This is a genomic window from Curtobacterium sp. MCBA15_008, assembly GCF_001865065.1.
Taxonomy (GTDB): Bacteria; Actinomycetota; Actinomycetes; order Actinomycetales; family Microbacteriaceae; genus Curtobacterium.
Window position 1 is genome coordinate 17,327 of record NZ_MJGN01000017.1, and the last position, 26,438, is coordinate 43,764.

25 protein-coding genes are annotated in these 26,438 nt (G+C 72.8%); 13 read left to right on the top strand and 12 right to left on the bottom strand.

What is annotated here, in order from left to right:
* Window positions 1–2: 2 nt before the first annotated feature.
* The 4 genes from nadC to BIU96_RS09225 are packed head-to-tail and all read right to left on the bottom strand — an operon-like array spanning window position 3 to window position 4,659.
* Window positions 3–917, bottom strand: a complete 915-nt coding sequence (gene nadC / locus BIU96_RS09210; protein ID WP_083402782.1) for a carboxylating nicotinate-nucleotide diphosphorylase — start codon at window positions 915–917, stop codon at window positions 3–5.
* A complete protein-coding gene (gene nadB / locus BIU96_RS09215; protein ID WP_071292369.1) occupies window positions 914–2,533 on the bottom strand; it encodes an L-aspartate oxidase in 1,620 nt (539 codons plus the stop codon). Before nadB ends, nadC begins: the two co-directional genes overlap by 4 nt.
* Before the next feature lie 16 nt (window positions 2,534–2,549).
* Complete coding sequence (nadA, locus tag BIU96_RS09220; protein ID WP_254786058.1) at window positions 2,550–3,932, bottom strand: quinolinate synthase NadA; 1,383 nt, start codon at window positions 3,930–3,932, stop codon at window positions 2,550–2,552.
* Window positions 3,933–3,939: 7 nt separating this feature from the next.
* Window positions 3,940–4,659 (bottom strand): NUDIX domain-containing protein, encoded by a 720-nt coding sequence (locus BIU96_RS09225; RefSeq protein WP_071292316.1) that lies wholly within the window; start codon window positions 4,657–4,659, stop codon window positions 3,940–3,942.
* 104 nt (window positions 4,660–4,763) lie between these two features.
* Here BIU96_RS09225 and BIU96_RS09230 point away from each other — a divergent pair, with 104 nt between their 5' ends.
* The 3 genes from BIU96_RS09230 (at window position 4,764) to BIU96_RS09240 (ending at window position 8,000) form a co-directional block, all read left to right on the top strand.
* The gene (locus tag BIU96_RS09230) at window positions 4,764–5,045 is read left to right on the top strand and encodes an acylphosphatase (protein ID WP_175477498.1); all 282 of its coding nucleotides are present in this window, start codon (window positions 4,764–4,766) and stop codon (window positions 5,043–5,045) included.
* A gap of 131 nt (window positions 5,046–5,176) precedes the next feature.
* Window positions 5,177–6,655, top strand: a complete 1,479-nt coding sequence (locus tag BIU96_RS09235) for an MDR family MFS transporter (protein WP_071292317.1) — start codon at window positions 5,177–5,179, stop codon at window positions 6,653–6,655.
* A 97-nt stretch (window positions 6,656–6,752) separates the two neighbouring features.
* A complete protein-coding gene (locus tag BIU96_RS09240) occupies window positions 6,753–8,000 on the top strand; it encodes a D-arabinono-1,4-lactone oxidase (RefSeq protein WP_071292318.1) in 1,248 nt (415 codons plus the stop codon).
* Window positions 8,001–8,054: 54 nt separating this feature from the next.
* Here the strand turns inward: BIU96_RS09240 and BIU96_RS09245 are convergent, their stop codons facing one another.
* Entirely contained in the window at window positions 8,055–8,552 is a 498-nt protein-coding gene (locus BIU96_RS09245; RefSeq protein ID WP_254786060.1) for a 2'-5' RNA ligase family protein, read from the bottom strand.
* A 195-nt stretch (window positions 8,553–8,747) separates the two neighbouring features.
* Here BIU96_RS09245 and BIU96_RS09250 point away from each other — a divergent pair, with 195 nt between their 5' ends.
* From BIU96_RS09250 to BIU96_RS09260, 3 genes are read left to right on the top strand one after another with little or no spacing between them, the layout of a single operon-like run.
* Entirely contained in the window at window positions 8,748–9,704 is a 957-nt protein-coding gene (locus tag BIU96_RS09250; RefSeq protein WP_071292320.1) for a MetQ/NlpA family ABC transporter substrate-binding protein, read from the top strand.
* A complete protein-coding gene (locus BIU96_RS09255; protein ID WP_071292321.1) occupies window positions 9,704–10,744 on the top strand; it encodes a methionine ABC transporter ATP-binding protein in 1,041 nt (346 codons plus the stop codon). Before BIU96_RS09250 ends, BIU96_RS09255 begins: the two co-directional genes overlap by 1 nt.
* Window positions 10,741–11,412 carry a methionine ABC transporter permease gene (locus BIU96_RS09260; protein ID WP_071292322.1) on the top strand — a complete coding sequence of 224 codons (672 nt, stop codon included), beginning with the start codon at window positions 10,741–10,743 and terminating at the stop codon, window positions 11,410–11,412. The genes BIU96_RS09255 and BIU96_RS09260 overlap by 4 nt, the downstream gene beginning before the upstream one ends.
* Window positions 11,413–11,674: 262 nt before the next feature.
* Here the strand turns inward: BIU96_RS09260 and BIU96_RS09265 are convergent, their stop codons facing one another.
* Both BIU96_RS09265 and BIU96_RS09270 read right to left on the bottom strand, forming a co-directional pair.
* The gene (locus BIU96_RS09265) at window positions 11,675–12,451 is read right to left on the bottom strand and encodes an endonuclease/exonuclease/phosphatase family protein (protein WP_083402783.1); all 777 of its coding nucleotides are present in this window, start codon (window positions 12,449–12,451) and stop codon (window positions 11,675–11,677) included.
* Window positions 12,452–12,686: 235 nt separating this feature from the next.
* Window positions 12,687–14,093: an MFS transporter gene (locus tag BIU96_RS09270; protein ID WP_217642251.1), complete on the bottom strand. Its 1,407-nt coding sequence runs from the start codon at window positions 14,091–14,093 to the stop codon at window positions 12,687–12,689.
* A 157-nt stretch (window positions 14,094–14,250) separates the two neighbouring features.
* Between BIU96_RS09270 and BIU96_RS09275 the strand changes: the two genes are divergently transcribed.
* The 5 genes from BIU96_RS09275 to BIU96_RS09295 all read left to right on the top strand — a co-directional run bounded on the left by BIU96_RS09275 (window position 14,251) and on the right by BIU96_RS09295 (window position 19,642).
* Window positions 14,251–15,480 carry an alanine racemase gene (locus tag BIU96_RS09275; protein ID WP_071292323.1) on the top strand — a complete coding sequence of 410 codons (1,230 nt, stop codon included), beginning with the start codon at window positions 14,251–14,253 and terminating at the stop codon, window positions 15,478–15,480.
* The gene (locus BIU96_RS09280; protein ID WP_071292324.1) at window positions 15,480–16,322 is read left to right on the top strand and encodes an IclR family transcriptional regulator; all 843 of its coding nucleotides are present in this window, start codon (window positions 15,480–15,482) and stop codon (window positions 16,320–16,322) included. The genes BIU96_RS09275 and BIU96_RS09280 overlap by 1 nt, the downstream gene beginning before the upstream one ends.
* Entirely contained in the window at window positions 16,319–17,296 is a 978-nt protein-coding gene (locus BIU96_RS09285) for a sugar kinase (RefSeq protein WP_139199945.1), read from the top strand. The genes BIU96_RS09280 and BIU96_RS09285 overlap by 4 nt, the downstream gene beginning before the upstream one ends.
* A gap of 49 nt (window positions 17,297–17,345) precedes the next feature.
* The gene (locus tag BIU96_RS09290) at window positions 17,346–18,011 is read left to right on the top strand and encodes a bifunctional 4-hydroxy-2-oxoglutarate aldolase/2-dehydro-3-deoxy-phosphogluconate aldolase (protein ID WP_071292325.1); all 666 of its coding nucleotides are present in this window, start codon (window positions 17,346–17,348) and stop codon (window positions 18,009–18,011) included.
* A 98-nt stretch (window positions 18,012–18,109) separates the two neighbouring features.
* Complete coding sequence (locus BIU96_RS09295) at window positions 18,110–19,642, top strand: amidohydrolase family protein (protein WP_175477499.1); 1,533 nt, start codon at window positions 18,110–18,112, stop codon at window positions 19,640–19,642.
* 25 nt (window positions 19,643–19,667) lie between these two features.
* On the opposite strand, the gene BIU96_RS09300 is transcribed toward BIU96_RS09295, so the two are convergent.
* Window positions 19,668–20,057: a RidA family protein gene (locus BIU96_RS09300; RefSeq protein ID WP_071292326.1), complete on the bottom strand. Its 390-nt coding sequence runs from the start codon at window positions 20,055–20,057 to the stop codon at window positions 19,668–19,670.
* 270 nt (window positions 20,058–20,327) lie between these two features.
* On the opposite strand from BIU96_RS09300, the gene BIU96_RS09305 reads away from it, so the two are divergent.
* Window positions 20,328–21,572, top strand: a complete 1,245-nt coding sequence (locus BIU96_RS09305; protein WP_083402786.1) for a hypothetical protein — start codon at window positions 20,328–20,330, stop codon at window positions 21,570–21,572.
* Between the two features lie 129 nt (window positions 21,573–21,701).
* Here the strand turns inward: BIU96_RS09305 and BIU96_RS09310 are convergent, their stop codons facing one another.
* From BIU96_RS09310 to BIU96_RS09320, 3 genes are all read right to left on the bottom strand, one after another.
* Window positions 21,702–22,193, bottom strand: coding sequence for a pyridoxamine 5'-phosphate oxidase family protein (locus BIU96_RS09310; RefSeq protein ID WP_071292327.1), 492 nt, complete (start codon window positions 22,191–22,193; stop codon window positions 21,702–21,704).
* Between the two features lie 425 nt (window positions 22,194–22,618).
* Entirely contained in the window at window positions 22,619–23,248 is a 630-nt protein-coding gene (locus BIU96_RS09315; protein ID WP_071292328.1) for a hypothetical protein, read from the bottom strand.
* 173 nt (window positions 23,249–23,421) lie between these two features.
* Complete coding sequence (locus tag BIU96_RS09320) at window positions 23,422–24,531, bottom strand: LLM class flavin-dependent oxidoreductase (protein ID WP_254786062.1); 1,110 nt, start codon at window positions 24,529–24,531, stop codon at window positions 23,422–23,424.
* A gap of 83 nt (window positions 24,532–24,614) precedes the next feature.
* Between BIU96_RS09320 and BIU96_RS09325 the strand changes: the two genes are divergently transcribed.
* Window positions 24,615–25,523, top strand: a complete 909-nt coding sequence (locus BIU96_RS09325; RefSeq protein WP_071292329.1) for an SDR family oxidoreductase — start codon at window positions 24,615–24,617, stop codon at window positions 25,521–25,523.
* A 159-nt stretch (window positions 25,524–25,682) separates the two neighbouring features.
* Here BIU96_RS09325 and BIU96_RS09330 read toward each other — a convergent pair whose 3' ends face one another.
* Complete coding sequence (locus BIU96_RS09330; protein WP_175477500.1) at window positions 25,683–26,417, bottom strand: SGNH/GDSL hydrolase family protein; 735 nt, start codon at window positions 26,415–26,417, stop codon at window positions 25,683–25,685.
* Between the last annotated feature and the right edge of the window lie 21 nt (window positions 26,418–26,438).

Consider the following 26,438-nt stretch of genomic DNA (forward strand, 5'->3'; position numbering starts at 1 on the left):
GGTCAGGACCCGGCGGGCGCCACCACGGACACGTCGAGCCCGAGGTCGAGTGCCCGCGCCGAGTGCGTCAGCGCACCGACCGAGATGACGTCGACGCCGGTGGCGGCGATCGCGGCGACGGTGTCGAGCGAGACCCCGCCGGAGGCCTCGACGAGCGCGCGCCCGGCGACGATCCCGACGCCCGTCTCGAGCATCTCCGGGGTGAAGTTGTCGAGCATGATCGTGTCGACCCCGGCTGCGACGACGGGCTCGATCTGGTCGATGCGGTCCACCTCGACCTCGACGTGCACGGTGTGCCCGAGTCGGTGCCGTGCGCCCGCGATCGCGTCGCCGATCCCGATCCCGCCGGCGAGCAGCACGGCCAGGTGGTTGTCCTTCGCGAGCACGGCGTCGGACAGGGACGTGCGGTGGTTGTGTCCGCCGCCGCACCGGACGGCGTACCGCTCGAGCGCGCGCAGCCCCGGCGTCGTCTTGCGGGTGTCGACGATGCGCGCACGCGTGCCTTCGACGGCCGCGACGTAGGTGGCGGTCGCGGTCGCGATGCCGGACATGCGCTGCACGAGGTTGAGCGCGACCCGCTCGGCACGGAGCACCGAGCGGGCGTTGCCCGTCACCGTCGCCAGCAGCGTGCCCGCCGCGAACGAGGACCCGTCGGGGACGTGCAGGACGACGTCGACGGAGGGGTCGACCGCGTGCACCACCGCGGCGAAGACCCCGCCGCCGCTCAGCACGCCGGGCTCACGGGCGCCGAGGGTGGCGGTGGCCACGGCGTCGGCCGGGATGAGCGTCTCGCTGGTGACGTCGCCCCACGGCGCGTCCTCTTCCAGCGCGGTCTCGATCACGCGGCGCAGGGCGTGCGGGGCGATGGTGCCGGGGTCGGTCGGGGCGGTCTCGGTCGGGGCTGCGGTGACGGTCATGCGGGTACCTCCTGCGGGACGGGTGCGTGCTGTGCGACCCACGCGTACGACGCGGGAGCGGACGGGTCGGTGTCGGGGTGGTCGGTGCGGGCGTGCGCGCCACGGGACTCGGTGCGGGTCTCGGCGGCGAGCGCCGTGATCCGGGCGAGGTCGAGGAGGGCGCGGTCCTCGTGGTCGCGCACCCCGGTCGGCTCCGGCAGCGTCAGGGCGGCGAGGTCGCAGCGGGCGCTCGCGAGTCCGGTCGCGTCGCGCAGCAGCCCGACACGGTCCGTCATGACGGACTGGACCGCCTGTCGGACGTCGACGACGTCGGTGCGGTGAGCCGCGCCTCCAGACGGTGTCGGACGGGAGGCGCGGATCACGTCCGCCGCATCGGTCACGGTGGTCGGGTGGAGGCCTGCGTCGCCCCGCAGGCGCAGCCGGTCGGGACGCGGTGCGTCCAGGGCGTCGGCGGCGCGGACCGCGAAGACGAGTCCCTCGAGGAGCGAGTTGGAGGCGAGGCGGTTGGCGCCGTGCACGCCGGTGCAGGCGACCTCGCCGATCGCGAGGAGGCCCGGCAGGCTGGTGCGGCCCTCGGCGTCGGTGGCGACACCGCCCATCGAGTAGTGGGCTGCGGGTGCGACCGGGACGCCCTCGCGGGTCCAGTCGAAGCCGGCCGCTCGGGTGGCGCGGGTGAGGCCGGGGAAGCGTCGGACGAGGAACGCGGGGTCGAGGCCGGTCGCGTCGAGGAGGACGGGTTCCCCGCCCTGGTCGCGCACCGCGCTCGCGATGCCCCGGGCGACGACGTCGCGCGGGGCGAGCTCGGCGTCCGGGTGCACCGCGGTCATGAAGCGGCGTCCGTGGGCGTCGCGGAGGACCGCGCCCTCGCCGCGGACGGCTTCGGAGACCAGTCCGCCGTCCGGCACGGCGAGGCGTGTCGGGTGGAACTGGACGAACTCGAGGTCCGCGAGGACGGCACCGGCACGCCAGGCCGCGGCGGCCCCGTCGCCCGTCGCGACGAGCGGGTTGGTGGTCTCGCGGTAGAGGTGGCCGGCGCCGCCGGAGGCGAGCACGACTGCGTCCGCGTCGATGCGCCGGGGTTCACCGAGCAGGTCGAGGACGTCGACCCCGACGACCGCTCCGTCGCGGACGACGAGGTCGGTGAGGCAGGTGCGCTCGAGGATGGTGACGTGCCGGCGGTGCAGCGCGTCGACGAGGGTGCGCTCGATCGCGGCTCCGGTCGCGTCGCCGTCCGCGTGCACGACCCGCCAGCGTCCGTGGGCGGCCTCACGACCGCGGGCGAGGTCGTCGCCGTACCGGTCGAGGCTCGAGGGGTCCGCCGTGCGGTCGAAGGGCACCCCGAGCGAGAGCAGGTCGCGCACCCGGGCCGGTCCGTCGGTGCACAGCACCTCGACGGCTCGGGCGTCGGCGCTGCCCGCGGCCGCGACGTGCGTGTCTGCCTGGTGGAGCGACGACGAGTCGTCCGCGCCGAGCGCGACCGCGACGCCGCCCTGGGCGTACGCGGTCGCGCTGTCGGCGAGCGCGCCCTTCGTCACCAGGGTGACGTCGTGGCGGGCGCTCGCGCGGATCGCTGCGGTCAGTCCGGCGATGCCGGAGCCGACGATGACGACGTGCACGGTGCGGTCCTGTCGGTCAGCGGGCCGCGGGCGCGGTCGGGGCGGGCTGCGCGCTCGGGTCGGCATGCTGGTTCTGGTCGGCGTGTGCGCTCGGGTCGGCCTGCACGCTCGGGTCGATCTGGCCGGCCAGCGGACGCGGCTTGGCGGCGAGCATGCGCTCGAGGGCGACCTTGGCGTCGGCCTGCACGTCGGCGGGGACGACGATCTCGTTGAGGACCTCGCCGTCGACGAGTGCCTCGAGCACCCACGCGAGGTAGCCCGGGTGGATCCGGTACATCGTCGAGCAGGGGCACACCACGGGGTCGAGGCAGAAGATCGTGTGCTGCGGGTACTCGGCCGCGAGCCGGTTCACCATGTTGATCTCGGTGCCGATCGCGAACGTGGTGGGCTCGGTCGCCGCGGCCACGGTCTTCCGGATGAGGTCGGTGCTGCCGGCGTGGTCGGCGGCGTCGACGACCGCCATCGGGCACTCGGGGTGCACGATAACCTGCACGCCGGGGTGCTCGCGACGCGCCTGGTCGATCTGGTCCACCGTGAAGCGGCGGTGCACCGAGCAGAAGCCGTGCCACAGGATGACCTTCGCCGCTTCGAGGTCGCTCGCCTCGTTGCCGCCGCCGGCGAGCCGCGGGTTCCACATCGGCATGAGGTCGGTGCTGATGCCCATGGCCTTGGCGGTGTTGCGGCCGAGGTGCTGGTCCGGGAAGAACAGCACGCGCTGCCCGCGCTCGAACGCCCACTCGAGGACGGTCGCGGCGTTCGACGAGGTGCAGACGATCCCGCCGTTCCGGCCGCAGAACGCCTTGAGGTCCGCCGCCGAGTTCATGTACGTGACGGGGATGACCGGCACGCGGCCGTCAGCGTCGGGCTCCGTGCCGTAGAGGGCGGTGAGCTCGGCCCACGCCGCCTCGACGCTGTCGATGTCGGCCATGTCGGCCATCGAGCAGCCCGCGGCGAGGTTCGGCAGGATCACGCGCTGGTCGTCCCGGGCCAGGATGTCCGCCGTCTCCGCCATGAAGTGCACGCCGCAGAAGACGATCGCCTCGGCGTCGGGCTTCGTCAGCGCGGCGTTGGCGAGCTGGAACGAGTCGCCGAGGAAGTCGGCGTGCCGGACCACCTCGTCGCGCTGGTAGAAGTGCCCGAGCACGACGACGCGGTCGCCGAGGGTGGCCTTCGCGCGCTCGATGCGCTCGTGGAGCTCGTCGACCGGGGCGTGCTTGTACTCGTCCGGCAGGACGCCCTGGCGCGGTGCCGAGGTCGGGATGACGTCGGACATCGACGAGCCGGGGCCGTAGCCGGGTCTGGAGTCGAAGTCCCAGGTCGGAGCGGCGAGGTCCGGCGTGCAGGTGCTGCCGGCCGCCTGGCCGTTGGAGATCAGTTCGATCGTGGTGGCGATGGACACGGTTTTCCTATCGGTTCCGCTGCTGGGGGGTGCCGGTCTGCAGCGGGCCGTTGTCCGCGTAGGCCAGGTCAGGGTTCGAGCGGTAGAGCCGGGCCGGTCGGTGCCGCCCGCCGCTCGTGGTCTCGTCGGTCGGCAGGATCGCGTCGGTCTTCTCGACCTGCCGACGGAAGTTCGCGGGGTCGAGCGCACGCCCGAGCACCGCCTCGTACACCCCGCGGAGTTCGGCGAGGGTGAACCGGTCCCCCAGGAACGCCTGCGCGATCCGGGAGTACGACATCTTGTTGCGCAGCCGCCAGAGCGCGTAGTCCACGATGCGGTCGTGGTCGAAGGCGAGCGGCGGGTGCTCGTCGGCGAGGAACCACCGGACGTTCCAGTCGTCCGGCACCGACGATGCCTCATCCGGGTGCACCAGGGCCCAGTAGACGATCGAGACGACGCGGCTCGGGGAACGGTCGACGTCACCGAAGGCGTAGAGCTGCTCGAGGTATCGCGGCTGCACGTTCGTCGTCTCGCGGAGGCGTGCGGCGGCGGAGTCCTCGAGCCCCTCGTCGGGGCGGACCCACCCGCCCGGCAGCGCCCACGACCCCTCGTACGGCTCCGCGACGCGGCGCACGAGCGGCATCCAGAGCGCCGGCGCGCCGGTGTCGGGGTGCGGGCGCAGCGCCACGATCACGGTCGAGACCGCGACGCGGATGGCTGGCTCGTGGGGTTCAGGAGATAGTGTCATGGTGACTCGAAGTGTTCGGGTTGGGATGACACTATCACCGGGTTTCACGAGACCGAAACAGCGCCGAAAACTCCCGGTCGGACCGCGCGCCTACATTGAGCGACATGACGACGGTGACGAGGATGCACGCCGTGGTGTCGGGGACGGTCCAAGGGGTCGGGTTCCGGTACTGGACCGCACGGAAGGCCGACGGGCTGGACCTGGCGGGCTACGCGCGGAACCTGTTCGACGGGACGGTCGAGGTCGAGGCGGAGGGACCGGCTCCGGCGGTCGACGCGCTCATGAGCTGGATCCGCACCGGTCCCCCGTCCGCGACGGTGACCGACGTAGCGTGCCGGTCGGTGGTCCCGCACGGCGACGACGACGGGTTCGCGATCCTGCACTGACGCCCCGGCACCCACCGTTCACCTGCGGATGTCGGCCCGAAGCGGAATAATCGAATCCACTCAGGCGGTTGCCCTGTCTGCGCGCCCTGCGCCCCCTCGTTCCACCAGTCGTGATCCACCAGGAGCCCCGCATGACCCAGGCCGTCGATTCCGCACCCCGCACCGGGAGCGTCTCGCAGCCCTCCCCCGGCGAGACCCGGCTCGTGATCGGGCTGTTGCTCGTCTCCGCCTTCGTCGTCATCCTCAACGAGACGATCATGGGTGTCGCCCTGCCGCGCCTGATGGACGACCTCGACATCAGTGCCGCGACCGGGCAGTGGCTCACCACCGGCTTCCTCCTCACGATGGCGGTGGTCATCCCGATCACCGGGTTCCTGCTGCAGCGCTTCAACACGCGTCCGGTGTTCGTCTGGGCGATGAGCCTGTTCTCCGCCGGCACCCTGATCGCGCTGCTCGCTCCCGGCTTCACGATGCTGCTGCTCGGCCGCATCGTGCAGGCGAGCGGGACGGCGATCATGATGCCGCTCCTGATGACCACCGTGCTCACCCTCGTCGAGCCCGCGCACCGCGGGCGCGTGATGGGCAACATCTCGATCGTCATCTCCGTCGCCCCGGCGATCGGCCCGACGATCTCCGGCCTGATCCTCAACGCGTTCTCGTGGCGCTGGCTGTTCGGCTTCGTCCTCCCCATCGCCCTCGCCGCCCTCGTGCTCGGCATGGTGAAGGTGCGGAACGTGTCGACGCCGCGCAAGGCCCCGCTCGACGTGTTCTCGGTCGTGCTGTCGGCGTTCGCCTTCGGTGGGATCGTCTACGGCCTGTCGAGCATCGGCGAAGCCGGCGCGACGGGTCCCGCCGTGCCGATCACCGCGCTCGTCGTCGGCGCCGTCGCGCTCGCTCTCTTCATCGTCCGGCAGACGCGGCTCCAGCGCGCCGACCGGGCGCTGCTCGACCTCCGCACGTTCCAGACGAAGGGCTTCACGATCCCGATCGTCGCGATGGGGCTCAGCTTCATGGCGATGTTCGGCACGCTGATCCTGCTGCCGATCTACCTCGAGCGCGTGCTCGGGCTCGAGGTCCTGAACGTCGGGCTCCTGCTCCTGCCCGGTGGCCTCATCATGGGGCTCCTCTCGCCGATCGTCGGCCGGATCTACGACCGCCGTGGGCCGCGTGTGCTGCTGATCCCGGGCTCGATCATCATCAGCGCCGTGCTCTGGGCGCTCTCCACCGTCGGCGTGGACACCAGCGTGTGGTTCGTGCTCGGCGCGCACGTCGTCCTCAGCATCGGTCTGGCCCTGACCTTCACGCCGCTCTTCACCGCGGCGCTCGGCGGGCTGCCCCCGAAGCTCTACTCGCACGGCAGCGCCGTCCTGGGCACCGCCCAGCAGCTCGCCGGTGCGGCGGGGACGGCGTTGTTCGTCACGCTGCTGACCATCGGCGCGGCCACCGCGACCGCCGGCTCGGGTGCGGACGGCCTCGCCGAGGCGACCGCCTCCGGCGTGCGGACGGCCTTCCTGGTCGGTGCGGTGATCTCCCTGTTCGGCATCGCGACGTCCTCGCTCGTCCGGAAGCCCGACGTGCCCGAGGGCGCGCCGAAGCCGGCGATGCACTGACCGATCGCACCCACCCACGAACATCGCGCCCCGTCTCGACGGGGCGCGATGTGCGTTCGGGGGTGCGATCCCGGCGGCGCGTGGCATCGTGGGCGGCATGCGGTCGACGACGAGCGAGCTGAACTGGTCCGGCACGGTCACCTACACGGCCGAACGGGTCCTCCGTCCGACGTCGATCGACGAGGCGGCCGAGATCGTCGCGCGCGAACCCCGCGTGCACGGGCTCGGTACCCGGCACTCGTTCAACGACTCCGCCGACGCGCCGGGAGTCCTGCTCGACCTCACCGCGATCCCGACCGACCTGCACGTCGACGCCGAGCAGCGCACGGCCACGATGGGCGCCGGCACCCGGTACGGCATCGTCGCGCCGGAGATCGACCGCGCCGGGTTCGCGCTGCACAACGAGGGGTCGCTGCCGCACATCTCCCTCGGCGGCGCGATCGCGACCGGCACGCACGGTTCCGGCACAGCCCTCGGCTCGCTCAGCACCGCCGTGCGCTCCTTCGAGGTGCTCGGGCCGGACGGCACCGCGCGCACGATCGACCGGCAGGACCCGTCGTTCGACGGCGCCGTGCTGCACCTCGGTCTGCTCGGGATCGTCACCCGGGTGACCGTCGACGTCGAGCCGACCTACCGGATGCGGCAGGACTCCTACGGCCCGATCCCCTGGGACACGTTCACCGCGCACGTCGCCGAGATCCACGCAGCCGCCTACTCGGTGTGCGCGTACACGGTGTTCGGCGACGAGATCGGCGAGGTCCTGTTGAAGTCCCGCGTGCCGGACGGCGCCGACGACGTGGCCGTGCCGGACTCCCTCGTCGGCGCGCCCAGGCTGCCGGGCTCCCCCGGCGACGAGCACCACACCGCGCGCGACGGGTCCGTCGGCCCGTGGTGGGACCGGCTGCCGCACTTCCCGATCGAGTCGGTGCCGAGCCACGGGTCCGAGGTGCAGAGCGAGCACTTCGTCCCGCTCCGGCACGCCGCCGCAGCGCTCGAGGCCGTCCGGGGCCTGGCCGAGCGCATCCAGCCGCACCTGCACGTCTGCGAACTCCGCACCATGGCCGCCGACCGGTTCTGGCTCAGCCCGACGCAGGGCGAGGACGTGCTCTGCATCGCCTTCACGTGGCAGAAGCACCCCGCCGAGGTCGCCGCGCTGCTGCCCGACCTCGAGGCACGGCTCGCACCGTTCGGTGGGCGCCCGCACTGGGGCAAGATGAGCTCGCTCGACCGCGACGCCGTCGAGGCGCTGTACCCGCGGCTGCCGGACTTCCGCACCCTGGTGGCGGCGGCCGACCCGGACCGGACGTTCGCATCGGCGTTCGGCGAGCGCGTGCTCGGAAGCTGACCCGCGCCTCCAGGCCCGCGGTCCCGACCACGGCCCCGTCCGCGCCTCGCGCGCTCAGCCGACGGGTGTGATCGCCCGCGTCTCGCCGTCCCAGTGCCGGACGCCCGCGACGCCGAGCGAGTCAGGCAGCGGCGCCGTCCGGAGCGCGGCGATGGCACGGGGCAGGTCCTCGTCGCGCACCCGCCGGGCGAGCGTGACGTGCGGGGACCACGAACCCGGCAACGACGTCTCGAGGCCGCCGGGCGCCACGGCGTGCACCGCCTCGTGGAAGGCGGCGAGCGCGGCGTCGACGACCACCGCGCGCACGAGCACCGACCGTCCGGGGCCGGCGGGGAACAGCAGCAGCCCGCCGAGCTGGACATCGGTGGGCACCGGTGCCGCGAACCCGGTCGGCACGGGGAGCTCCGGGCCGGCGGCGAGGGTCACGTGCGGAGCGTTCGACGGTGAGGGGTGCCGACCGAGACTCGGCAGGTCGGCGTCGACGAGGGCGGTCCACGCCGTCCGCACGACCGCGTCCGACGCGGGGTCCAGGAGGAGTTCGATGCTGCGCACCCCCCGAGTGAACCAAGCGCGCCCGACAACGGGCACGGGCCAGGGCCCGGGCCCGTGCCCGTGCCCGTAGCCGTGCCCGTTGCGATGTAACACAGCGGAACGGAACTCGCACCGCGCCGGACGGCCCGTCACACTCGACTGCACGCCGCGGCCACCGCGGTCCCCCACACAGCACGGCCCACGAGGAGCACCACCATGACCGCAGCACCCGCACTGCCCGAGAAGCCGAAGGGCAAGCGTCCGATCGGCTGGATCATCGCCGCCGCGGTGGTCGTCGTCGCGATCGTCGTCGCCGTGATCGTCGGAGCCGTCCGCTCCGGGGACGACGGCAACGGCAGCGCCGGCGCCGCAGGGGGCAGCCCGAAGACCGTCACGATCGGCGTCGCCGACAAGTCCCTCGGGTACTGGAGCACCTACACGAAGCTCGCGAAGTCGAAGCTCGACGTCACCGTGAAGCTGACGAACTTCGCGGACTACTCGCTGCCGAACCCGGCGCTCAAGGACAAGCAGCTGGACCTCAACCAGTTCCAGCACATCCAGTACCTCGCCGACTACAACGTCACCTCGGACGACGACCTGCAGCCGATCGGCTCGACCGCCGTCTACCCGCTGCCGCTCTACGCGACGAAGTACGACAAGCCGTCCGCGCTCCCCGAGGGTGCCAAGGTCGCGATCCCGGACGACTCGATCAACCAGGCGCGTGCGCTCCTCATCCTGCAGGCCGCGAAGCTCGTCACCCTGCGTGACGGCGGCTCGGCCTTCTCGACCACCACGGACATCGAGTCGTCGAAGGTCGACGTCCAGCCGCTGAACGCCTCGCAGACCGCGAACGCGCTGCAGCAGGGCTCCGTCGCCGCCGCCGTGGTGAACAACAACTACGCGACCGCCGCGGGCCTGCCGATCTCCGACGCGATCTACCAGGACAACCCCTCGAGCGCCAGCGCCGCCCCGTACGTGAACGTCTTCGCGGTCCGCAAGGCCGACAAGGACAACGCGACCTACCTCGCTCTGGCGAAGCTGTTCCAGGACGACTCGGTGCAGAAGGCCTTCAAGAAGGACCTGCCCGAGGCCGTCAGCCGCGACGAGAGCGCCTCGAAGCTGCAGTCCGAGCTCGCAGCGGTCGAGAAGGACGCGAAGGCGGCCAAGCAGTAGTGGCTGTCCTCGTCGAACTCCGCGGCGTCTCGAAGCACTACCGCCGCGCCGACACCGGCGAGAACGTGGTGGCCGTCGAGGACGTCTCCCTGGACGTGCACCAGGGAGAGGTCCTCGGCGTCATCGGGTACTCCGGTGCCGGCAAGTCCACCCTGGTGCGTCTCGTGAACGCGCTGGAACTGCCGAGTTCCGGCTCGGTCACGGTCGCCGGCAAGGAACTGACGGCGATCCCCGAGCGGGACCGCCGTCTGGCGCGTCGCAACATCGGCATGATCTTCCAGCAGTTCAACCTGTTCCGGTCCCGGACCATCGCCGGCAACGTGGCGTACCCGCTCAAGGTCGCCGGCGTCGGCAAGGCCGAGCGCGACCGTCGCGTCGCCGAACTGCTCGACTTCGTCGGACTGCTCGAACGCGCCCACGCCTACCCGGAGCAGCTCTCCGGCGGGCAGAAGCAGCGCGTCGGCATCGCCCGTGCGCTCGCCGCCGACCCCGAGCTGCTCCTCGCCGACGAGGCGACCAGCGCCCTCGACCCGGAGACCACCTCCGAGGTGCTCGGACTGCTCCGCCGGGTGAACCGCGAGCTCGGCGTCACGATCATCGTCATCACCCACGAGATGGACGCCGTCCGGCAGATCGCCGACCGCGTCGCCGTGATGGAGCAGGGCCGCGTCGTCGAGGTCGGGGACGTCTACGACGTGTTCTCCGCACCGCAGACGGACGCCGCCCAGCGCTTCGTCCGGACCGCGCTGCACGACCGCCCCTCCCCCGAGACGCTCGCGCGACTGCGGGAACGGCACCCGGGTCGCCTCGTCACGGTGCAGATCACCGACGAGGCCGGGCTGCAGAACCGGATCGACGCCGCCTTCCGGGCGGCCGGGGTCACCGCCGAACTCGTGTACGGCGGGGTCGGCGAGATCCGCGAGCGCCGGATCGGTTCGCTCACCTACGAACTCGGCGCCGCGACACCCGCAGCCATCGACACCGCGATCGCCGCCCTGCGCGCCGCAGGTGTCACGACCGACGAGGAGGACGCCGCGTGAACAACTCGTTCCAGAGCGTGATCGACACGTTCGACGTCTTCCTCGCCTCGGTGCGCGACACCATCGTGATGTCGCTGGTCTCCCTCGTGATCGCCGGGATCATCGGCCTGGCGCTCGGCCTCGCGCTGTACGCCACCCGACCGGGCAACCTGCTCGGCAACCGGGTGGCGTACACGATCCTCAACGTGGTCGTGAACCTGGTCCGACCGATCCCGTTCGTCATCTTCCTGGCCGCGATCGCACCGCTGTCCCGCGTGGTCGTGCAGACGACGATCGGCGTGCCGGCGGTGACGTTCGCAATCTCGCTCGCGGCGGCGTTCGCGGTGTCCCGGATCGTGGAGCAGAACCTGCTCGCGGTCGACCCGGGCGTCGTCGAGGCAGCGCGGGCCTCGGGTGCGCACCCGGTGTCGATCCTGCTGACGGTCCTCATCCCCGAGGGCCTCGGACCGCTCATCCTCGGCTACACCTTCATCTACATCGGCATCGTCGACATGACGGCGCAGGGTGCGCTCATCGGTGGGGGTGGCCTCGGCGAGTACGCGATCACCTACGGGTCGCAGCGCTACGACTGGTGGATCGTGTACGTGTCGGTGGCGGCGATCGTCGTCATCGTGCAGCTCGGCCAGTTCGTCGGCAACCGGCTGGCCCGCGCGACCCTGCGTCGCTGACGCGGCGCGGTCGCCGGTCGCCGGTCGCTCGCCGGTCGCTCGCCGGCTGCTCGCCTGCTCGAGATCGCACTCCGGCGCGGGTCCGTCTCGTGAACGGCCACCGGAGTGCGATCTCGGCCCCGGTGGTCGACGCGACCGCCTGGAGGCGCGGTGCCGGTCCACGAGACCGGCACCGCGCCTCCAGTGCGTCGCCAGCCGGGCGCGGGGCGCTCCCCGAGCAAGCCCGGTTCGTCACGCTCGGCCGTTGCGCCCGCTCGGCGGGTCAGGCGGCCGGGGACTCGACCGTCGCGACGGTGCCGGTCGCGCCGTCGTGCTCGTAGTGCGCGCGCACGAGGATCGGCCGGTGGTCGGAGATGCCGGCCGGCAGCGTCTCGACGCCGGCGATGTGCAGGCCCACGCTCGTGGCGAAGTCGAAGTGTCCGGTGAACTTGCGGTACCGCAGGTACGTCGGCTGGTCGGAGAGCGACAGGGCGAAGCCGTGCTGCTCGATCTTCCGGCGGAGGTTCGTCTGGAACCACGGGTAGTTGAAGTCGCCGACCATGATCGCCGGGGCGTCCTTCGCCAGCTCGCGGAGGAACTGGTGCGCGGCCTCGATCTGCTTGCGACGCAGGGAGTTCGTGGCGGTCAGCGGCGAGGCGTGGAAAGACGCGACGACGACCTCGGCGTCGGCCTCGGTGTCGCGCAGGTGCATGGCGATCAGCCGCTCGTGCGCGGGCGCCAGGACCCGGTCGTGCAGTGACTTCTGCAGCGAGTGGATGCTGAAGTCCTGCACCTCGAACCGGTCGTCGCGCTTGTAGATCGCGAGCCCGAGGCGGTTCGCCTTGGTGGAGGCCGCCAGGGAGAGCCCGGCGACGGACGGGGCGAGGTCGTTGCTGTCGCACTCCTGCACGCAGATGACGTCGGCGTCCGAGGCCTCGGCCAGGGCGGCGAGCTCGCCGTTCGCGGTGTGCTCGCGGAGGTTGTAGCTGACGACACGCAGCGCGGTCGGTTCCGCTGCCGTCTCGGCTGCGATCGTCCCCTGCTGCTGTGGCGCGGCCATGCTGCCTTCCTGTTCCGGGTGTTTCCGGTCACCCTGCCGCGGTCACCGTACTCGGCGATCGCAAACGATTGCTGAGACTGTAGCGCGGGCCGGGTTTCGTGCGTGTGACCGTGCGGGTCGGCCGGGCCGGGCCGGGCCGCAAAACGCAACGTCGGCGAGAGCTCGCAGCGCCGTACCGCTGCGCGGATCCGCCGAGGTTGCGTCTTGCGAGGAGGAGTCGGGCGGCGAGCGGGCGTCAGGCGGCCCGGACCCGCCGCGCCGGGCGCACGGTGTCGCCCGCCGTGCGACTCATCAGGAGCCCCTCGACACAGGCCACGACCAGCAGGACGGCGATGACCCAGAACGCGGCGTCGTACGGCCCCGTCCCGCCGAGCCCGGCGGCGGCTCGGATCACGACGGCGGCGACCGCCACGCCGAACCCGGCCGCGGTCTGCTGCAGCGTGGACGACAGCGTGTTCGCCGGGGTCATGTCCGCTTGCTCGACGTCTGCGAAGGCGATGGTGTTGTACGCCGTGAAGCCGACCGACCGCGCGGCGCCGCTCACCACGAGCAGCACGGCGAGGAGCCAGAACGGGGTGTCCTCGGTCATGAACACCATCGCCACGACGCTGAGGGCCGCCACCGCACTCGACACGACGATCACCGGCCGGTACCCGAACCAGCGGAGGAACGGCGTCGTCATCGGCTTGATGCCGAGGTTGCCGACGAAGACCCAGAGGACGGCGGAGCCGGCGAGCACGGCGCTCCAGCCCCAGGCGTCCTGGAACAGCAGGGGCAGGACGAACGGCACCGCCGACACCGCCAGCCGGAACAGGCTGCCGCCGGCGTGGGACACCCGGAAGGTCTCGAGCCGGAACGAGTCCAGCCCCATGATCGGGTGCGGGGCGCGGCGGAAGTGCCACACCGCGAGCCAGCAGCACACGGCGCCGAGCACGCCGGAGAGCACCACCGCGAGCACCGGCACCGTGTCGAGGGCGAGCAGGGACGCCATCACGACGAGCGACCCGAGGCCGAAGCACGCCAGCAGCGAGCCGAACCAGTCGAACGGCACGCGCTCGGCCGCCCGCTCCTGCGGGACGAGCACGAGGGCCGCGACGAACGCGATGACCCCGAGCGGGATGTTGATGAGGAAGATCCAGTGCCACGACAGGGTGTCGACGAGCACGCCGCCGACGAACGGGGCGATGATCGGCGCCGCCAGGGCGGGCCAGGTCAGGATCGCGATGGCGGTGACGAGCTGCTCGCGACCGGCACTCCGGAGCACGACCAGGCGGCCGACGGGGACCATGAGCGCCCCACCGAGCCCCTGCACGATGCGCCAGAGCGTCAGGTCGACGAGCCCGGTCGAGAGCGCGCACAGCGCCGAGGCGATCGTGAACAGCGCGATCGCGCCGGTGAACACCGTGCGGGAGCCGATGCGGTCGGTGAGCCAGCCGCTGACCGGGATGAACACCGCGAGCGTCACGAGGTAGGCGGTGATCGCGACGCCGACGGCCGCGGAGTCGACCCCGAGGTCGCGTCCCATCGCCGGGGCCGCGGTCGCCAGGATCGTGCCGTCCAGGAGCTCCATGAAGAAGGTGCCCGCGACGAGCACCGCCACCGCCGTGCTCCCCCGTCGTCGTGTCGTCGTCATCGTCGCCATGTCGTGTCCGATGCTATGCCCGGCCGACGCGCGCACTGTCCGGCGAGCGCCCCCTCGCCCGCGACTTCTGCATTGCAGAATGAGAACGACGACGACGTTGCTCCGCCACTCCCGGCTCGGGGAGCGTTGGACCGCACACGACGCACCAGGAGGCTCGATGACGACCACACCCGTCCCCGGCACGGTCACGGCGAAGGGCGCTCCGGACCCGGCCGCGCCGTCCACGCGGCACGTCCTCGACCACGCGTACCTGCCGGTGATGACGCTGCGCGAGTCCGCCCTGACGAACAACACCGCGGTCATGCAGTCCTACGTCGACCGGCACGGGCTGCTGTTCGCGCCGCACATGAAGACGCACATGGCGCCCGCCCTTGCCGCACGCCAGGTCGACGCGGGCGCGTGGGGCGTCACCGTCGCTTCCGTCCAGCAGGCGATGGTCGCGTGGGAGCACGGGGTCCACCGGATCCTGGTCGCGAACGAGGTCCTCGACCCGACGGGCCTCGCGTGGCTCGCATCGCGTCGGGCGGTCGATCCCGACGCCGACGTGCTCTGCTACGTCGACTCACCGGCCGGCGTCGCGGCGGGACGGGCGGCGCAGGACGCGGTCGACGGTGCCCTGCACGTGCTCGTCGAGGTCGGCTTCCCCGGTGGCCGCACCGGCGTCCGCACGGCTGCGGCCGCGCGCGACCTCGCGCAGGCCGCCCACGACGACGGGCTCTCGCTCCGCGGGGTCTCCGGGTACGAGGGCGGTCTGCCCGGAGTGGACGCGGCCCGCGCGTACGTCGAGGGGGTCCTCGACGTGGCGATCGCCGTCCGTCCGCTCGTCGACGGCCCGCGCGCCCTGCTCAGCATGGGAGGCAGCGCCTGGTTCGACGGCGTCGTCGACGCGGTCGCCGCGCGCCCGGACGACCTCGACGTCCTGCTCCGCTCCGGCGCCTACCTCACCCACGACGACGGCTTCTACGCCGAACGCACGCCCTTCGGTCGCCACCCCGACGAGGGCGCACTCGTCCCCGCGATCGAGGTCTGGGGCCGCGTCACGTCCTGCCCGGAACCGGGGCTCGCCCTCGTCGCCGTCGGCAAGCGCGACATCTCCTTCGACGAGGGGCTCCCGGTGGTTCGCGGGATCCGGCCAGGAGGCACGGCTGACGCCGCACAGGTCGTCCCACCGCCCGGGGCGGTCACCGTCACCCGCCTCGACGACCAGCACTGCTACCTCACGCTGGCAAACGGGGCCGACGGCACCGCCGGACCGACCGGGCTGACGCCCGGCGACGTCGTCGTGTTCGGCATCTCGCACCCGTGCACGGTCTTCGACAAGTGGCGGCAGGTCGTCGTCCTCGACGACGACGACAGCGTGCTCGACACGATCGCGACGTGGTTCTGATGCGTGCGACGACACCGGTCGTCTCCGCCGAGGACGACGCCCCGGCGCGCAACGCCGCGCTCTCCCTCCGCCGGGGTCTCCGCCTGCTCGACTGCATCGCCGACCGCACCCGGAACGGTGAGTCCTCGGTGTCGCTCACCACGCTCGCCGACGGGCTCGGCACCTCGAAGTCGACCGTGCTCCGACTGACGGCGCCGATGCTCGAGAACGACCTGCTCCGCCGCACCGCCGACGCGGGCTTCACGCTCGGCCTCGGTGCGCTGCTGCTCGGGCAGAGCTACCTCGAGGGCATCGACCTCCGGTCCGCAGCCGCGCCGTTCCTGCGCCGCACCGCCGAGCAGACCGGCCTCACGTGCCACCTCGTCGTGCCGGACGGCACCGACATCGTCTACGTCGACAAGGTGGAGACCCGCGGCACCGTCCGGATGGGCTCCCGGATCGGCAACCGCCTGCCGATGCGCAACACCGCGTCGGGCAAGGCGATGGTGGCGTTCGGCGAGCCGGAGCTGCTCGCCCGGGTGCTGGCCGAACCGGCGACGGCGATGACCGAGCACTCGATCGTCGACGACGACCGGTGGCGTGCCGAGATCGACCGGACGCACGGCCGCGGGTACGGCATCGACGACCGCGAGAACGAGCCGGACATCCGCTGCGTCGCCGCTCCCGTGCTCGACCACGCGAACCAGGTCGTCGGGGCCATGAGCATCTCCGGACTCGCCTCCCGCTTCCCGGCAGCGGCCGTCCGCGAGCTCGGCGACGGGGTCGTCCGGACCGCGCTCGAGATCTCCGTCGCACTCGGGTCGTCCTCCGCCCAGCTCGCCCTGTCGAAGGGCACCCGGTGACCGGCGGGGTCCTGACGTTCGGCGAGACGATGCTGCTCCTCACCGGGCGCGACGTCGGAGCCGTCCCGGACCTCGAGCACATGCGCGTCGACACCGGAGGGGCCGAGAGCAACGTCGCGATCGGGCTCGTCCGTGCGGGCGTGCCGACGACGTGGATCGGCCGCGTCGGCACCGACCCCGCCGGTGACCGTGTGACGCGGGACGTCCGGGGCGAGGGGGTCGACGTCGTCGCCGTGTCGGACCCCGACCACTCCACCGGCATCATGATGAAGGAGCGTCTGACCGACGGACGGACGCGGGTGACCTACCACCGGCGGGGCTCGGCGGGGTCCGCACTCCGCGCCGAGGACCTGCCCGTCAGCGTGGTCGAGCGCGCGACGCTCCTGCACGTCACCGGCATCACCCTCGCGCTCTCCGACTCGGCGCGGGACGCCGTCGACGCCGCGATCGAGCGGGCCGACCGAGCCGGGGTGCCGGTCTCGTTCGACGTCAACCACCGCCCGAAGCTCATCGACGCCGACACCGCACGGGAGCGGTACCGGAGCACCGCGACGCATTCGTCGGTGGTGTTCGCCGGCGACGACGAAGCACGCCTCGTGCTCGGACTCACCGACGACGAGGGCGACGACGAGACACTGGCGCACGAGCTCGCAGCCCTCGGCCGGGGCCGCGCCGTCGTCAAGCTCGGGTCGCGCGGAGCGGTGGCGTCGATCGACGGACGCTTCCTCCGGCGGCCGGCGACCCCGGTGCGCGTCGTCGACCCGGTCGGCGCGGGCGACGCCTTCGTCGCGGGGTGGCTCGCGGCGACCCTGACCGGCGCGTCGCCCGACGAAGCGCTGGACCGTGCCGCCGATGCCGGGGCCCTCGCCTGCACGGTCGAGAGCGACTGGCGGCGTCCGGACCCTGCCGCGCTGCACGACCCCACCATCCCCGCGGACGTCGACCACGCCGTCCACGACCGCGTCGACCGCTGACGCGCGACCGCACCGCGACCCACGTCCGCCGAGCACGAGGAACGAACCCATGACGAACACCAGCAGCACCGACACCCCCGTGACGCCAGCCCCGGTCCGGCACCGGCACGCCGCCGGGCCGGCGATCGCGATCCTCCGCGGCGGCACCGGCGACCACGTCGAGGACGTCATCGCCACCCTGGTCGAAACCGGCGTGCGTGCGATCGAGATCACCACGAACACCCCGCGCTGGCGGGAGGGGATCGCCTGGGCGGCCGAGAAATACGGCACGTCGGCGTCGATCGGCGTCGGCACCGTGCTCGAACCACGGCAGCTCGACGAGGCAGCAGCCGCGGGTGCGGTCTTCGCCGTCAGTCCGCACCTCGACGCGGCCATCGGGGAGCGCGCCCACGAACGGGGCCTCGGCTGGTACCCCGGCGCTGCGACGCCGACCGAGATCGTGCGCGCCTGGCAGCTCGGCGCCCGCGCGGTCAAGGTGTTCCCGGCGGCGCAGCTCGGCGGACCGGCGTTCCTCAAGCAGGTCCTCGCACCGCTCGACTTCGTCGACGTGATCCCCACCGGTGGCATCGGCGTCGAGGACGCGGCCGAGTACCTCGCGGCCGGCGCGGTCGCCGTCGGGCTCGGATCACCGCTGGTCGGGGACGCCCTGACGAGCGGCGACCTCGACGCCCTCCGGACCCGCGCCGAGCGGCTCGTCGCCGGACTCCCCCGGTGACCGGCCGGACCCGGCCCACGCTCCTGCGCGGCGGCTCGGTACTGGGGGGCTCGGAACTACGTGGCTCCGGACAGGGCAGCACCCCGGGCACCGAGCCCGTGCGCGCGGACGTCCTCGTCGCGGACGGCCGGATCGTCGCCGTCGGGACCGCCCTCGACACCCCGTCCGACATCGAGACGATCGACTGCGGCGAGCGCCTGGTGCTGCCCGGCTTCGTCGACGGCCACTCGCACGCCGGCTCGCTCGTCTTCGACGAGGGCGTGCAGCTCGCGCTCCTCCGGCAGGGCGTCACGACGATCGTCACCGGGCAGGACGGCGTCGGGCCCGCTCCCGGCGACGGTTCCTGGGCCGACACGTACTTCGCCGCGATCGACGGCCCGCACCCCCGCCACCGCGGCGGCGGGATCGATGCCCTGCTCGCCACGTACGACGGCGCGACTCCGGTGAACGTCGCGACCCTGGTGCCCGCGGGGACCGTGCGGCACGAGGTGCTCGGCGACGAGGACCGACCGGCGACCCCGGCGGAGCTCGACGCCATGCGGGCGTTGGTCCGGCAGGGGCTGTCCGAGGGAGCAGTCGGCCTCGCCACCGGTCTCGACTACGTGCCGGGGCTGTACGCCGACACCGCGGAGCTCGCGGCGCTCTGCACGGAGGTCGCCGCGGCCGACGGGCTCTACGTCTCGCACATGCGCGGCGGGTACGAGGGCAACGCCCGGGCCGGGTTGGACGAGATCGCTGAGATCGTGCGCCTTTCCGGGGTCCGGGCGCACGTCTCGCACCTGCACGCCCCGGTCGAGCTGGCGATCGCCGCCCTCGCCGAACTCGCCGACGCCGGCGCTCCGATGTCCTTCGACGCCTACCCGTACTCGCGCGGCTGCACGATCCTGTCGATGCTGCTCCTGCCGGCCGACCTGGCGCGCCCCGGCACGGACGACCTCGCCCGGGCACTGGCCGACGAGCCGGGGCGACGGCGTGTGCGTGCCGCCGTGCTCGAACGGGTCCTCGGCCGGGCAGACCTCGGCACCGGGTGGGCGGAGCAGATCACGCTCTCGCACGTGCCCGCCGCCGAGTTCCACGCGCTGCAGGGCCGCACCCTCGACGAGGCCGCGACGGCCACGGGGACGGACCCGGTGGACCTCGCGCTCGACGTCCTGGTGGACTCGGCGCTGCAGGTCACCGTCGTGATGCGGGTCCCCCGTCCGCGCACGGCCGACGAGCTCGCACCCCTGTTCCGGTTGCCCGGGCACACGGCCGGCTCGGACGGCATCTTCGTCGGGACCCACCCGCACCCCCGGGCGTACGGCACCTTCGCGCGCTACCTGCAGGAGTACGGCGCGACCGGCCGGCTCGGCTGGTCGGAGACCGTGCGGCACCTGTCCACGACGAGCGTCGAGCGGTACCGGCTGGGCGACCGCGGGACCGTCCGACCGGGCGCGGTCGCGGACCTCGTCGTGGTCGATCCCGCACGGGTCGCCGCGCGGTCGTCCTACGAGCACCCGATGCAGCTCGCGGAGGGCGTCGACAACGTCCTGGTGGCCGGGGTCCCCGTGCTGGCCGACGGCTCCCTGACGCACGCGACCCCCGGTGCCGGACTCCGCCGAGGCGGGTCCCGGGGCACCGGGGGTCGGTGAGGCTTCACTCAGCCAGCCGCCGCGATCAAGCGGCGGCGGGCAGCACGGCGACGACGTCGATCTCGACGAGGATGTTCGCGAGGTGCGACTGCACGGTCGTACGCACCGGGTACGGCTGCGAGAAGTGCTTCGCGTACTCCTCGTTGAAGGCGGGGAAGTCGCGGTCGGAGTGCTCGAGGTGGACGGTCGACTTCACGACGTCGTCGAGGGTGGCGCCGTGCTCGGCCAGCACGGCCGCGATGTTCGCCAGGACCTGGGCGGTCTGGCCCGCGACGTCGTCGGCGATCGCACCCGTCGCCGGGTCCTGCGGCCCGAAACCGGCCGTGTAGAGGAAGCCGTTCGCGACGATGCCCTGGCTGTAGGGGCCGGCGGGCTTCGGGGCGTTGTCGGTCACGATGGCGGTCTTGTTCGGCACGGTGCTCCTCGAGGGTCGTTGCGGTTGCGGCGTCCGCAGAAGCGTCCGCAGAAGCGTCCACGGAAGCGCCCGCCGGACGGGACCTCCAGGCTAAGCGCGCACGCGGCGGTGAACCGTCCACCCGCCGGAGCCGTTCCGTCCTGCACAACGCGAGTCGTGCCTCCAGGCCGTGGCACCCGACCACGCCGCGACGGTGAGGCTCCGACCAGGCAGCCCCGACTACGCTGCCAGCGTGCCCCCTGCCCTGCCCGAACATCGCGGAGTGCTGCGGTGAGTCGACTGGACGGGACCCTCCCGGAGACGATCGCCAGCGGCCGTCGCAGGGTCCTCGACCTCGCGACGAGCCTGCCCGCATGGGCCGCCGTCCTGCTCGTGTGGACCGGCGGGCGCATCGTGTCGACGTTCTGGCTGGCGCTGGCGTTCCCGCTCATCGGTCGCGCCCTGCCCGAGAACGCGATCTGGGGCAACGGTCACGGCTTCCTCAACTTCCTGACGGCGTGGGACGGCCAGTACTACGAGCAGATCTCGGTGCACGGTTACCCGACGACGCTGCCGCTCGACGCGACGGGCAACGTCGCGCAGAACGCCTGGGCCTTCCTGCCCGCGTTCCCGTTCACGATCCGGATGCTCACCGCGTCCACCGGGGTGCCGTTCGACGTCGGCGCGCCCGCGATCGCCCTCGTGGCCGGACTGCTCGCGACCTACCTGTTGCACCGGCTGGTCCGCGACCGGGCCGGGTCCTCCGCTGCGATGTGGGCGGTCTTCTTCTTCACGTGCGGTCCGCTGTCGTTCCTGCTGCAGGTCGGCTACGCGGAGAGCATGTTCCTCGCGCTGACCTTCGGTGCGCTGCTGGCCCTCGAACGGCGGCGGTACGGACTGCTGACGGTCCTCGGCGTCGTCGCCGCGTTCACCCGGCCGGGAGCCCTGGCGATCCCGCTCGTGCTCGGCGTCATCGCGCTCGTCCGGTACGTCCGTGCCCGACGGACCGAGGGGGTGCGGTCCCTCGACGCGTTCCCGGTGGCCGAGCGCGTGCGGGTGGTCGCCGCCGGCCTCACGATGGTCGTGGCCGGGTTCGCCTGGCCGGTCATCGCGTCGCACGTGACGGGGTTGCCGAACGCGTACCTCGAGACCGAGATGTCGTGGTGGGTGAACTTCATCGGGCGGGTCGACTTCATGCCGCTCACCCCGTGGTTCCTCATCGCGGCGCGCTGGCTCGGCGTCGGCGGGGTCCTCATCGTGGTGTTCCTGCTCGTGTCGTACCCGGTGTGGCTCCTCCGGAAGTCGACCCGGAAGCTCGGGTTCACGACCGTGGTGTTCTCGGCGTCGTACGCGCTCTACATCTTCGCGGTGTCGCTGCCGATGGCGTCGACGCCGCGGCTCCTGATGCCGCTCGCGCCGCTGTTCGGTTCGCCGGAGCTCGTGGCGAAGCCGTGGATGCGGTGGACCCTGGTGACCTGCGCGGTGCTCGGGCAGCCGGTGCTCGTCGCCGTGCTGTGGCTGCTCGGCCCGCCGTAGCGCGCGGCGCGGGGTCGTCCCGCTCGTCGAGGGAGCAGGAATCGTCGGGTCGCACACGGCAACCCGACGATTGCTGCGCCCTCGACGCGCGCGCGAGCGCCCGGCGCGCGCGAGTGCCCGCCGCGTCCGCTAGAGCTCGACGGTCCCGTGGTCGCCGGTGTCCGGCTGGCTCTGCTTGCCGAGCGCGGCCTTGAGCGTCTGCACGAGACTGCCGACCGGCCCGGTGTCCTGCGTCCAGTACTCGACCGAGACCCCCTCGACGGTGAGGAGGCGGATCGAAGGGTCGTCACGGCCGTCCGGGAACCACGCCTCGGCGAACGGCGACCACAGCTCGTCGATGACGGAGTCGTCCTGCGTGACGGTGGCCGTGCCGGCGATGGACAGGTAGCCGCCCTGCGACTCGATCGAGACGTTCACGTGCGGGTTCCGGGCGATGTCCTCGACCTTCTCGCTGCCGTCCTGCACGAGGAAGCGGAGCGTGCCGTGGAACGCCTTGTCCTGCACAGCGAGCGGTCGGGCGTGGAGGTGCCCGTCCTCGCTCACGGTCGTCAGCAGGGCCGTGTGGGCTCCGTGGACGATGTCCGAGATGGCTGCTCGCTGGTCTGCCTCTGTGTCGGTCATGGTGCTCCTCTCGCGTCGTGCGCCCCGTTGTGCTCGACGTGCGGCCGGGTCTCCCCGGGGCGCGGTCCGTTCCGGCCAGTCTGCCCCTCGACGCTGGGCACGTCCGCCGCGGTCCGTGATCAGCAGCCAGGAGGCGCGGCGAGGGTCCGCCGCGCAGGGCCGGCACCGCGAACGGGTCACGTCCACGGCGCGCCCTCCCCGGGCAGGGACCGCCGGCTCGCGCATGCGGGTGCATGGTGCGACACCCCACGCGTCGATCGACAGTTGGCTCGTCGGAACATGCACGGGTATCCGATGCGTGCGTACCGAGCGACGATCCACGAGTCGATCACGGGGTACTTCGTCGACCGATGCACGTGCATCCGATCTGCGCGGGCCGTCGGGCGGCGGGCGGCGGGCGGCGGGCCGGAGCAGGGAACGGCGTCTCAGGCGGGTTCGCGGATCGTGGTCTCGACGTCGACGACCTGCGGGACACGCGGCATCGACGCGAAGCCGAACACCACGGGTGGGTCGAGCGGCGCCAGGGAACCGAGGGACTCCCCCGCCCAGGTCCCGCGCACACCGGTGACGTCGTGCGCCCCGGTCACGCCGTAGTACTCACGGCGGCCGTTGCCCGCGGACCCCGCCGTGCCCGACCCTGGCGCCACGAGCCGCGCGACGGGGTCGATGACGGCGAGCCAGCGGGGGTCGCGCGCGATCGACTTCGGCACGATCCGGAGCACGCGGCCGAGCGGCGAGATCGTGCCGACGTCGATCGTCGCCTGCAGGGCCCCGGCGGAGAGCTCGATCCCGGCGGCCGTGCGGCGGGCGGAGACGTCGACGACGGAGACCGTGTCGAACCGGTAGGTGCCGGACACGTAGGCGGCGACGATCTCGTCCGGGGCGAGCAGCACGCTCGAGCCGTCGGGGAGCTCGACGAACACGTCGGTGAACGCCCCGAACGGCGAGCGCTCCCACATCCCGACGACGAGACGCACGCCGGAGGTCGTCCCGACGCCCGCGATCCGGCCGCGGAACCGGCGCTCGACGGACGGGGTGCTGGGACGTGACGGCATGCCGTGGACCGTACCCGGCGCTCCCGTGAGGGGCGTCGGCGAGGCGAGTCGTGCCTCCCGGCCGACGCTGACCAGCCGGGGACGTGATCGAGGGAGCAGGAATCGTCGAGCGACGCGAGGCCGTTCGACGATTCCTGCTCCCTCGACGCCTGCGAGCCGACGGCCAGCCCCGCCTACGGGACGGGGACCGGCTCGGCCAGCAACTCCCGCACCCGCGGGGCCACCTGCGTGCCGTACAGCTCGATCGACTGCATCATGTCCTGGTGCGGCAGGCGACCCGTCGCATACCGCATGTCGAACCGCGAGGCGCCGAGGATCCGCATGTTCCGCGCGATCTTCCGCGCCACGGTCTCGGGCGACCCGACGTACAGCGACCCGCCGGCCGACAGGCCAGCGCGGTAGCCGGCGACGTCGAGGGGCGGCCAGCCGCGCTCCCGGCCGAGCTGGTCGGTGACGGCCTTGTGGTACGGCCAGTAGCGCTCGGCGGCCTCCTCGTCGGTCGCGGCGATGAACCCGGGCGAGTGCATCGCGATCGGCTGCTGCGGCAGCTCGAGCTGCGTGAGTGCCTGCCGGTAGAGGCGGGAGAACGGGGCGAACTGGGCGGGCTGGCCGCCGATGATCGCGAGGAACAGGGGCAACCCGTACGAGGCCGCTCGGATGACCGACTGGGGCGAGCCGCCGACGCCGATCCAGGTCGGGATGGCGCCGTGCTCGAGCTTCGGGAAGACGTCCTGGTCGGTGAGGGAGGCGCGCTTCGTGCCGGACCACGTGACGGCGTCGCCGCCGCGGAGGGATGCCCAGAGCTGCAGCTTCTCCTCGAACAGGACCTCGTAGTCGGACAGGTCGAAGCCGAACAGGGGGAACGACTCGGTGAAGGACCCGCGGCCGAGGATGACCTCGGCGCGGCCGTTCGACAGCGCGTCGACGGTGGCGAAGCGCTCGTAGACGCGGACCGGGTCGTCCGAGGACAGCACTGTGACGGCGGAGCCCATCCGGATGCGCTCCGTGCGGACGGCGATCGCGGCGAGGACGACCTCGGGTGCACTCACGACGAAGTCGGCGCGGTGGTGCTCGCCGACGCCGATGAAGTCCACGCCCACCTGGTCGGCGAGGACGGCCTGGTCGACGACGTCGCGGAGGCTCTGCGCGTCGGACTTCAGGCTGCCGTCGGCGAGCTCGGTGACGTCGCCGAAGGTGTCGAGGCCGAGCTGCACGGGGCCGATCCGCTCGGGTGCGGGCGGCGGCACGTCCGAGGGGCGGTCGGTGCCGAATGCGTTGCTCATGCTGCTCTCCCAGATCGATGCGTTTGCATAAACATAGCACGACGGACCCGCCCTGACCAGGCCTCCCGTGTACGGTCGCCGGCATGCCGCAGATCCCCGACCAGACCGGACGCCGCGTCGTCGTCACCGGAGCCAACAGCGGGGCCGGGAAGGAGACCGCGACCCGGCTCGCCGCCGCGGGCGCCTCCGTCGTGCTCGCCGTCCGCACGATCGCGAAGGGCGAGGAGGCCGCCGCCGGCATCCGTGCCGCCCACCCCGGCGCCGACGTCGAGGTCCGTGAGCTCGACGTCGCCGACCTCGCGAGCGTCCGCCGGTTCGCCGCCGGGATCCTGGCCGACGACCGTTCCCTCGACGTCCTCGTCAACAACGCCGGCGTGATGGCGCCGCCGAAGCGGTTCGAGACGGTCGACGGCTTCGAGCTGCAGCTCGGCACGAACTTCCTCGGCCCGTTCGCCCTCACCAACCTGCTGCTGCCGGCGCTCCTCCGGTCGCCGGACGCCCGCGTCGCGACGATGTCGAGCATCGCCGCGGTCGGCGGACGGATCCGGTTCGACGACCTGCAGTGGGAGCACGGCTTCAACACGTGGCGCGCGTACGCGCAGTCGAAGCTCGCGGACCTGCTCTTCGCACTGCACCTGCACCGGTTGTCGGTCGAGTTCGACTGGCCCGTGATGAGCACGGCGGCACACCCCGGCTTCACGCGCACGAACCTGCAGTCGTCGGGGCGGTCCCTCGGGAAGGCGAAGCAGGCGGCACCCATGAAGCGCGCGGTGCCGTTCACGCAGGCGGTCGAGCAGGGCTCTGAGCCGCTGCTGTACGCCGCGGTCGGACCGGCAGCGGTCGGTGGCGCCTACTACGGCCCGTCCGGCGCGTTCGGCCTGACCGGACCGACGACGGTCGCGTCGATCCCGCGGTCCGCGCGGAGCGCCGACCTGGCCCGCTCGCTGTGGGCGGTCGCCGAGGACCTGACCGGCACGCGCCCGCCGGTCTGACACCCGCCCGAGCGGCGGAGGCCGGCCGGTCCGGCCCGGTCCACCGGTCCGGCCCGGTCCACCGTCCTGCCCGGTCCACCGGTCCTGCCCGGTCCACCGTCCTGCCCGACGGCGGCGCATCCCGCCTGGAGGCGCGGCGCACTCCCGTCGGCCCGGCCGTCAGAACCGCACGTGGTCGCGCTCGAAGGCCGTGGTCACCGCCGCCAGGACGGCGCGCTGCCCGCGGGCGGTCGGGTGCACGTCGTCCGACTGCATCCAGTCGGCGTGCCCGCGGAGCGGCTGGCCGATGTCGACGTAGGTACCGCCGTCCTCGTCGATCGCGGTCCGGAGCGCCGCGGACACCGCCCCGAGCTGCGCGGGCGGGGCGTCCTCGTTCCAGATCGCGCTGAGTCCGACGACGCGCGCGCGGGGCAGCAGTCGGTGGACGTCGGCGACGAGCTGCTCGGTGGCGCCGTCGACCTCGTCCTCGTCCTGACCGAGGTCGTTCGAGCTGGCCTGCACGAGCACCACCGCGGGCCGGAGCGCGACCGCCCGCTCGACGAGCCCCTCGTACGCGCTCGCGCACGAGTCGCTGTCACCCTCGGTGAGCACGCCGGCGCCGTCGCACGACAGGTTCGTCAGCTGCCAGCGCTCCGTCCGGGCGAGGACCGCGGGCCACGCCTGCTCGGCGGGGAGGCCGTGCCCGCCGCTGATCGAGTCGCCGACCACGACGACCCGCGCACCCGGGGCGGCGTTCCACGGTCGGCCGCTGGCGGTGCTCGCCCGGCTCGTGGTGGCGGTGCCGTCCGCCGACGCGGAGCCCTCGGCGCAGGCGCCGAGCCCGAGCGACACGGCGAGCGCCAGAGCGGTCGCCGCAGCCGCACGGGCACTGCTGACCAGGTGGGGTGAGGTCACGACGGGGACGGTACGCCGCGT

What these genes read in the sequence shown, in the direction of transcription:
- nadC (WP_083402782.1), bottom strand. Translation starts at nt 917, where the DNA reads ATGACCGTCACCGCAGCCCCGACCGAGACCGCCCCGACCGACCCCGGC.
- BIU96_RS09225 (WP_071292316.1), bottom strand. Translation starts at nt 4,659, where the DNA reads ATGACACTATCTCCTGAACCCCACGAGCCAGCCATCCGCGTCGCGGTC.
- BIU96_RS09230 (WP_175477498.1), top strand. Translation starts at nt 4,764, where the DNA reads ATGACGACGGTGACGAGGATGCACGCCGTGGTGTCGGGGACGGTCCAA.
- BIU96_RS09235 (WP_071292317.1), top strand. Translation starts at nt 5,177, where the DNA reads ATGACCCAGGCCGTCGATTCCGCACCCCGCACCGGGAGCGTCTCGCAG.
- BIU96_RS09240 (WP_071292318.1), top strand. Translation starts at nt 6,753, where the DNA reads ATGCGGTCGACGACGAGCGAGCTGAACTGGTCCGGCACGGTCACCTAC.
- BIU96_RS09250 (WP_071292320.1), top strand. Translation starts at nt 8,748, where the DNA reads ATGACCGCAGCACCCGCACTGCCCGAGAAGCCGAAGGGCAAGCGTCCG.
- BIU96_RS09265 (WP_083402783.1), bottom strand. Translation starts at nt 12,451, where the DNA reads ATGGCCGCGCCACAGCAGCAGGGGACGATCGCAGCCGAGACGGCAGCG.
- BIU96_RS09270 (WP_217642251.1), bottom strand. Translation starts at nt 14,093, where the DNA reads ATGGCGACGATGACGACGACACGACGACGGGGGAGCACGGCGGTGGCG.
- BIU96_RS09275 (WP_071292323.1), top strand. Translation starts at nt 14,251, where the DNA reads ATGACGACCACACCCGTCCCCGGCACGGTCACGGCGAAGGGCGCTCCG.
- BIU96_RS09280 (WP_071292324.1), top strand. Translation starts at nt 15,480, where the DNA reads ATGCGTGCGACGACACCGGTCGTCTCCGCCGAGGACGACGCCCCGGCG.
- BIU96_RS09290 (WP_071292325.1), top strand. Translation starts at nt 17,346, where the DNA reads ATGACGAACACCAGCAGCACCGACACCCCCGTGACGCCAGCCCCGGTC.
- BIU96_RS09310 (WP_071292327.1), bottom strand. Translation starts at nt 22,193, where the DNA reads ATGACCGACACAGAGGCAGACCAGCGAGCAGCCATCTCGGACATCGTC.
- BIU96_RS09315 (WP_071292328.1), bottom strand. Translation starts at nt 23,248, where the DNA reads ATGCCGTCACGTCCCAGCACCCCGTCCGTCGAGCGCCGGTTCCGCGGC.
- BIU96_RS09320 (WP_254786062.1), bottom strand. Translation starts at nt 24,531, where the DNA reads ATGAGCAACGCATTCGGCACCGACCGCCCCTCGGACGTGCCGCCGCCC.
- BIU96_RS09325 (WP_071292329.1), top strand. Translation starts at nt 24,615, where the DNA reads ATGCCGCAGATCCCCGACCAGACCGGACGCCGCGTCGTCGTCACCGGA.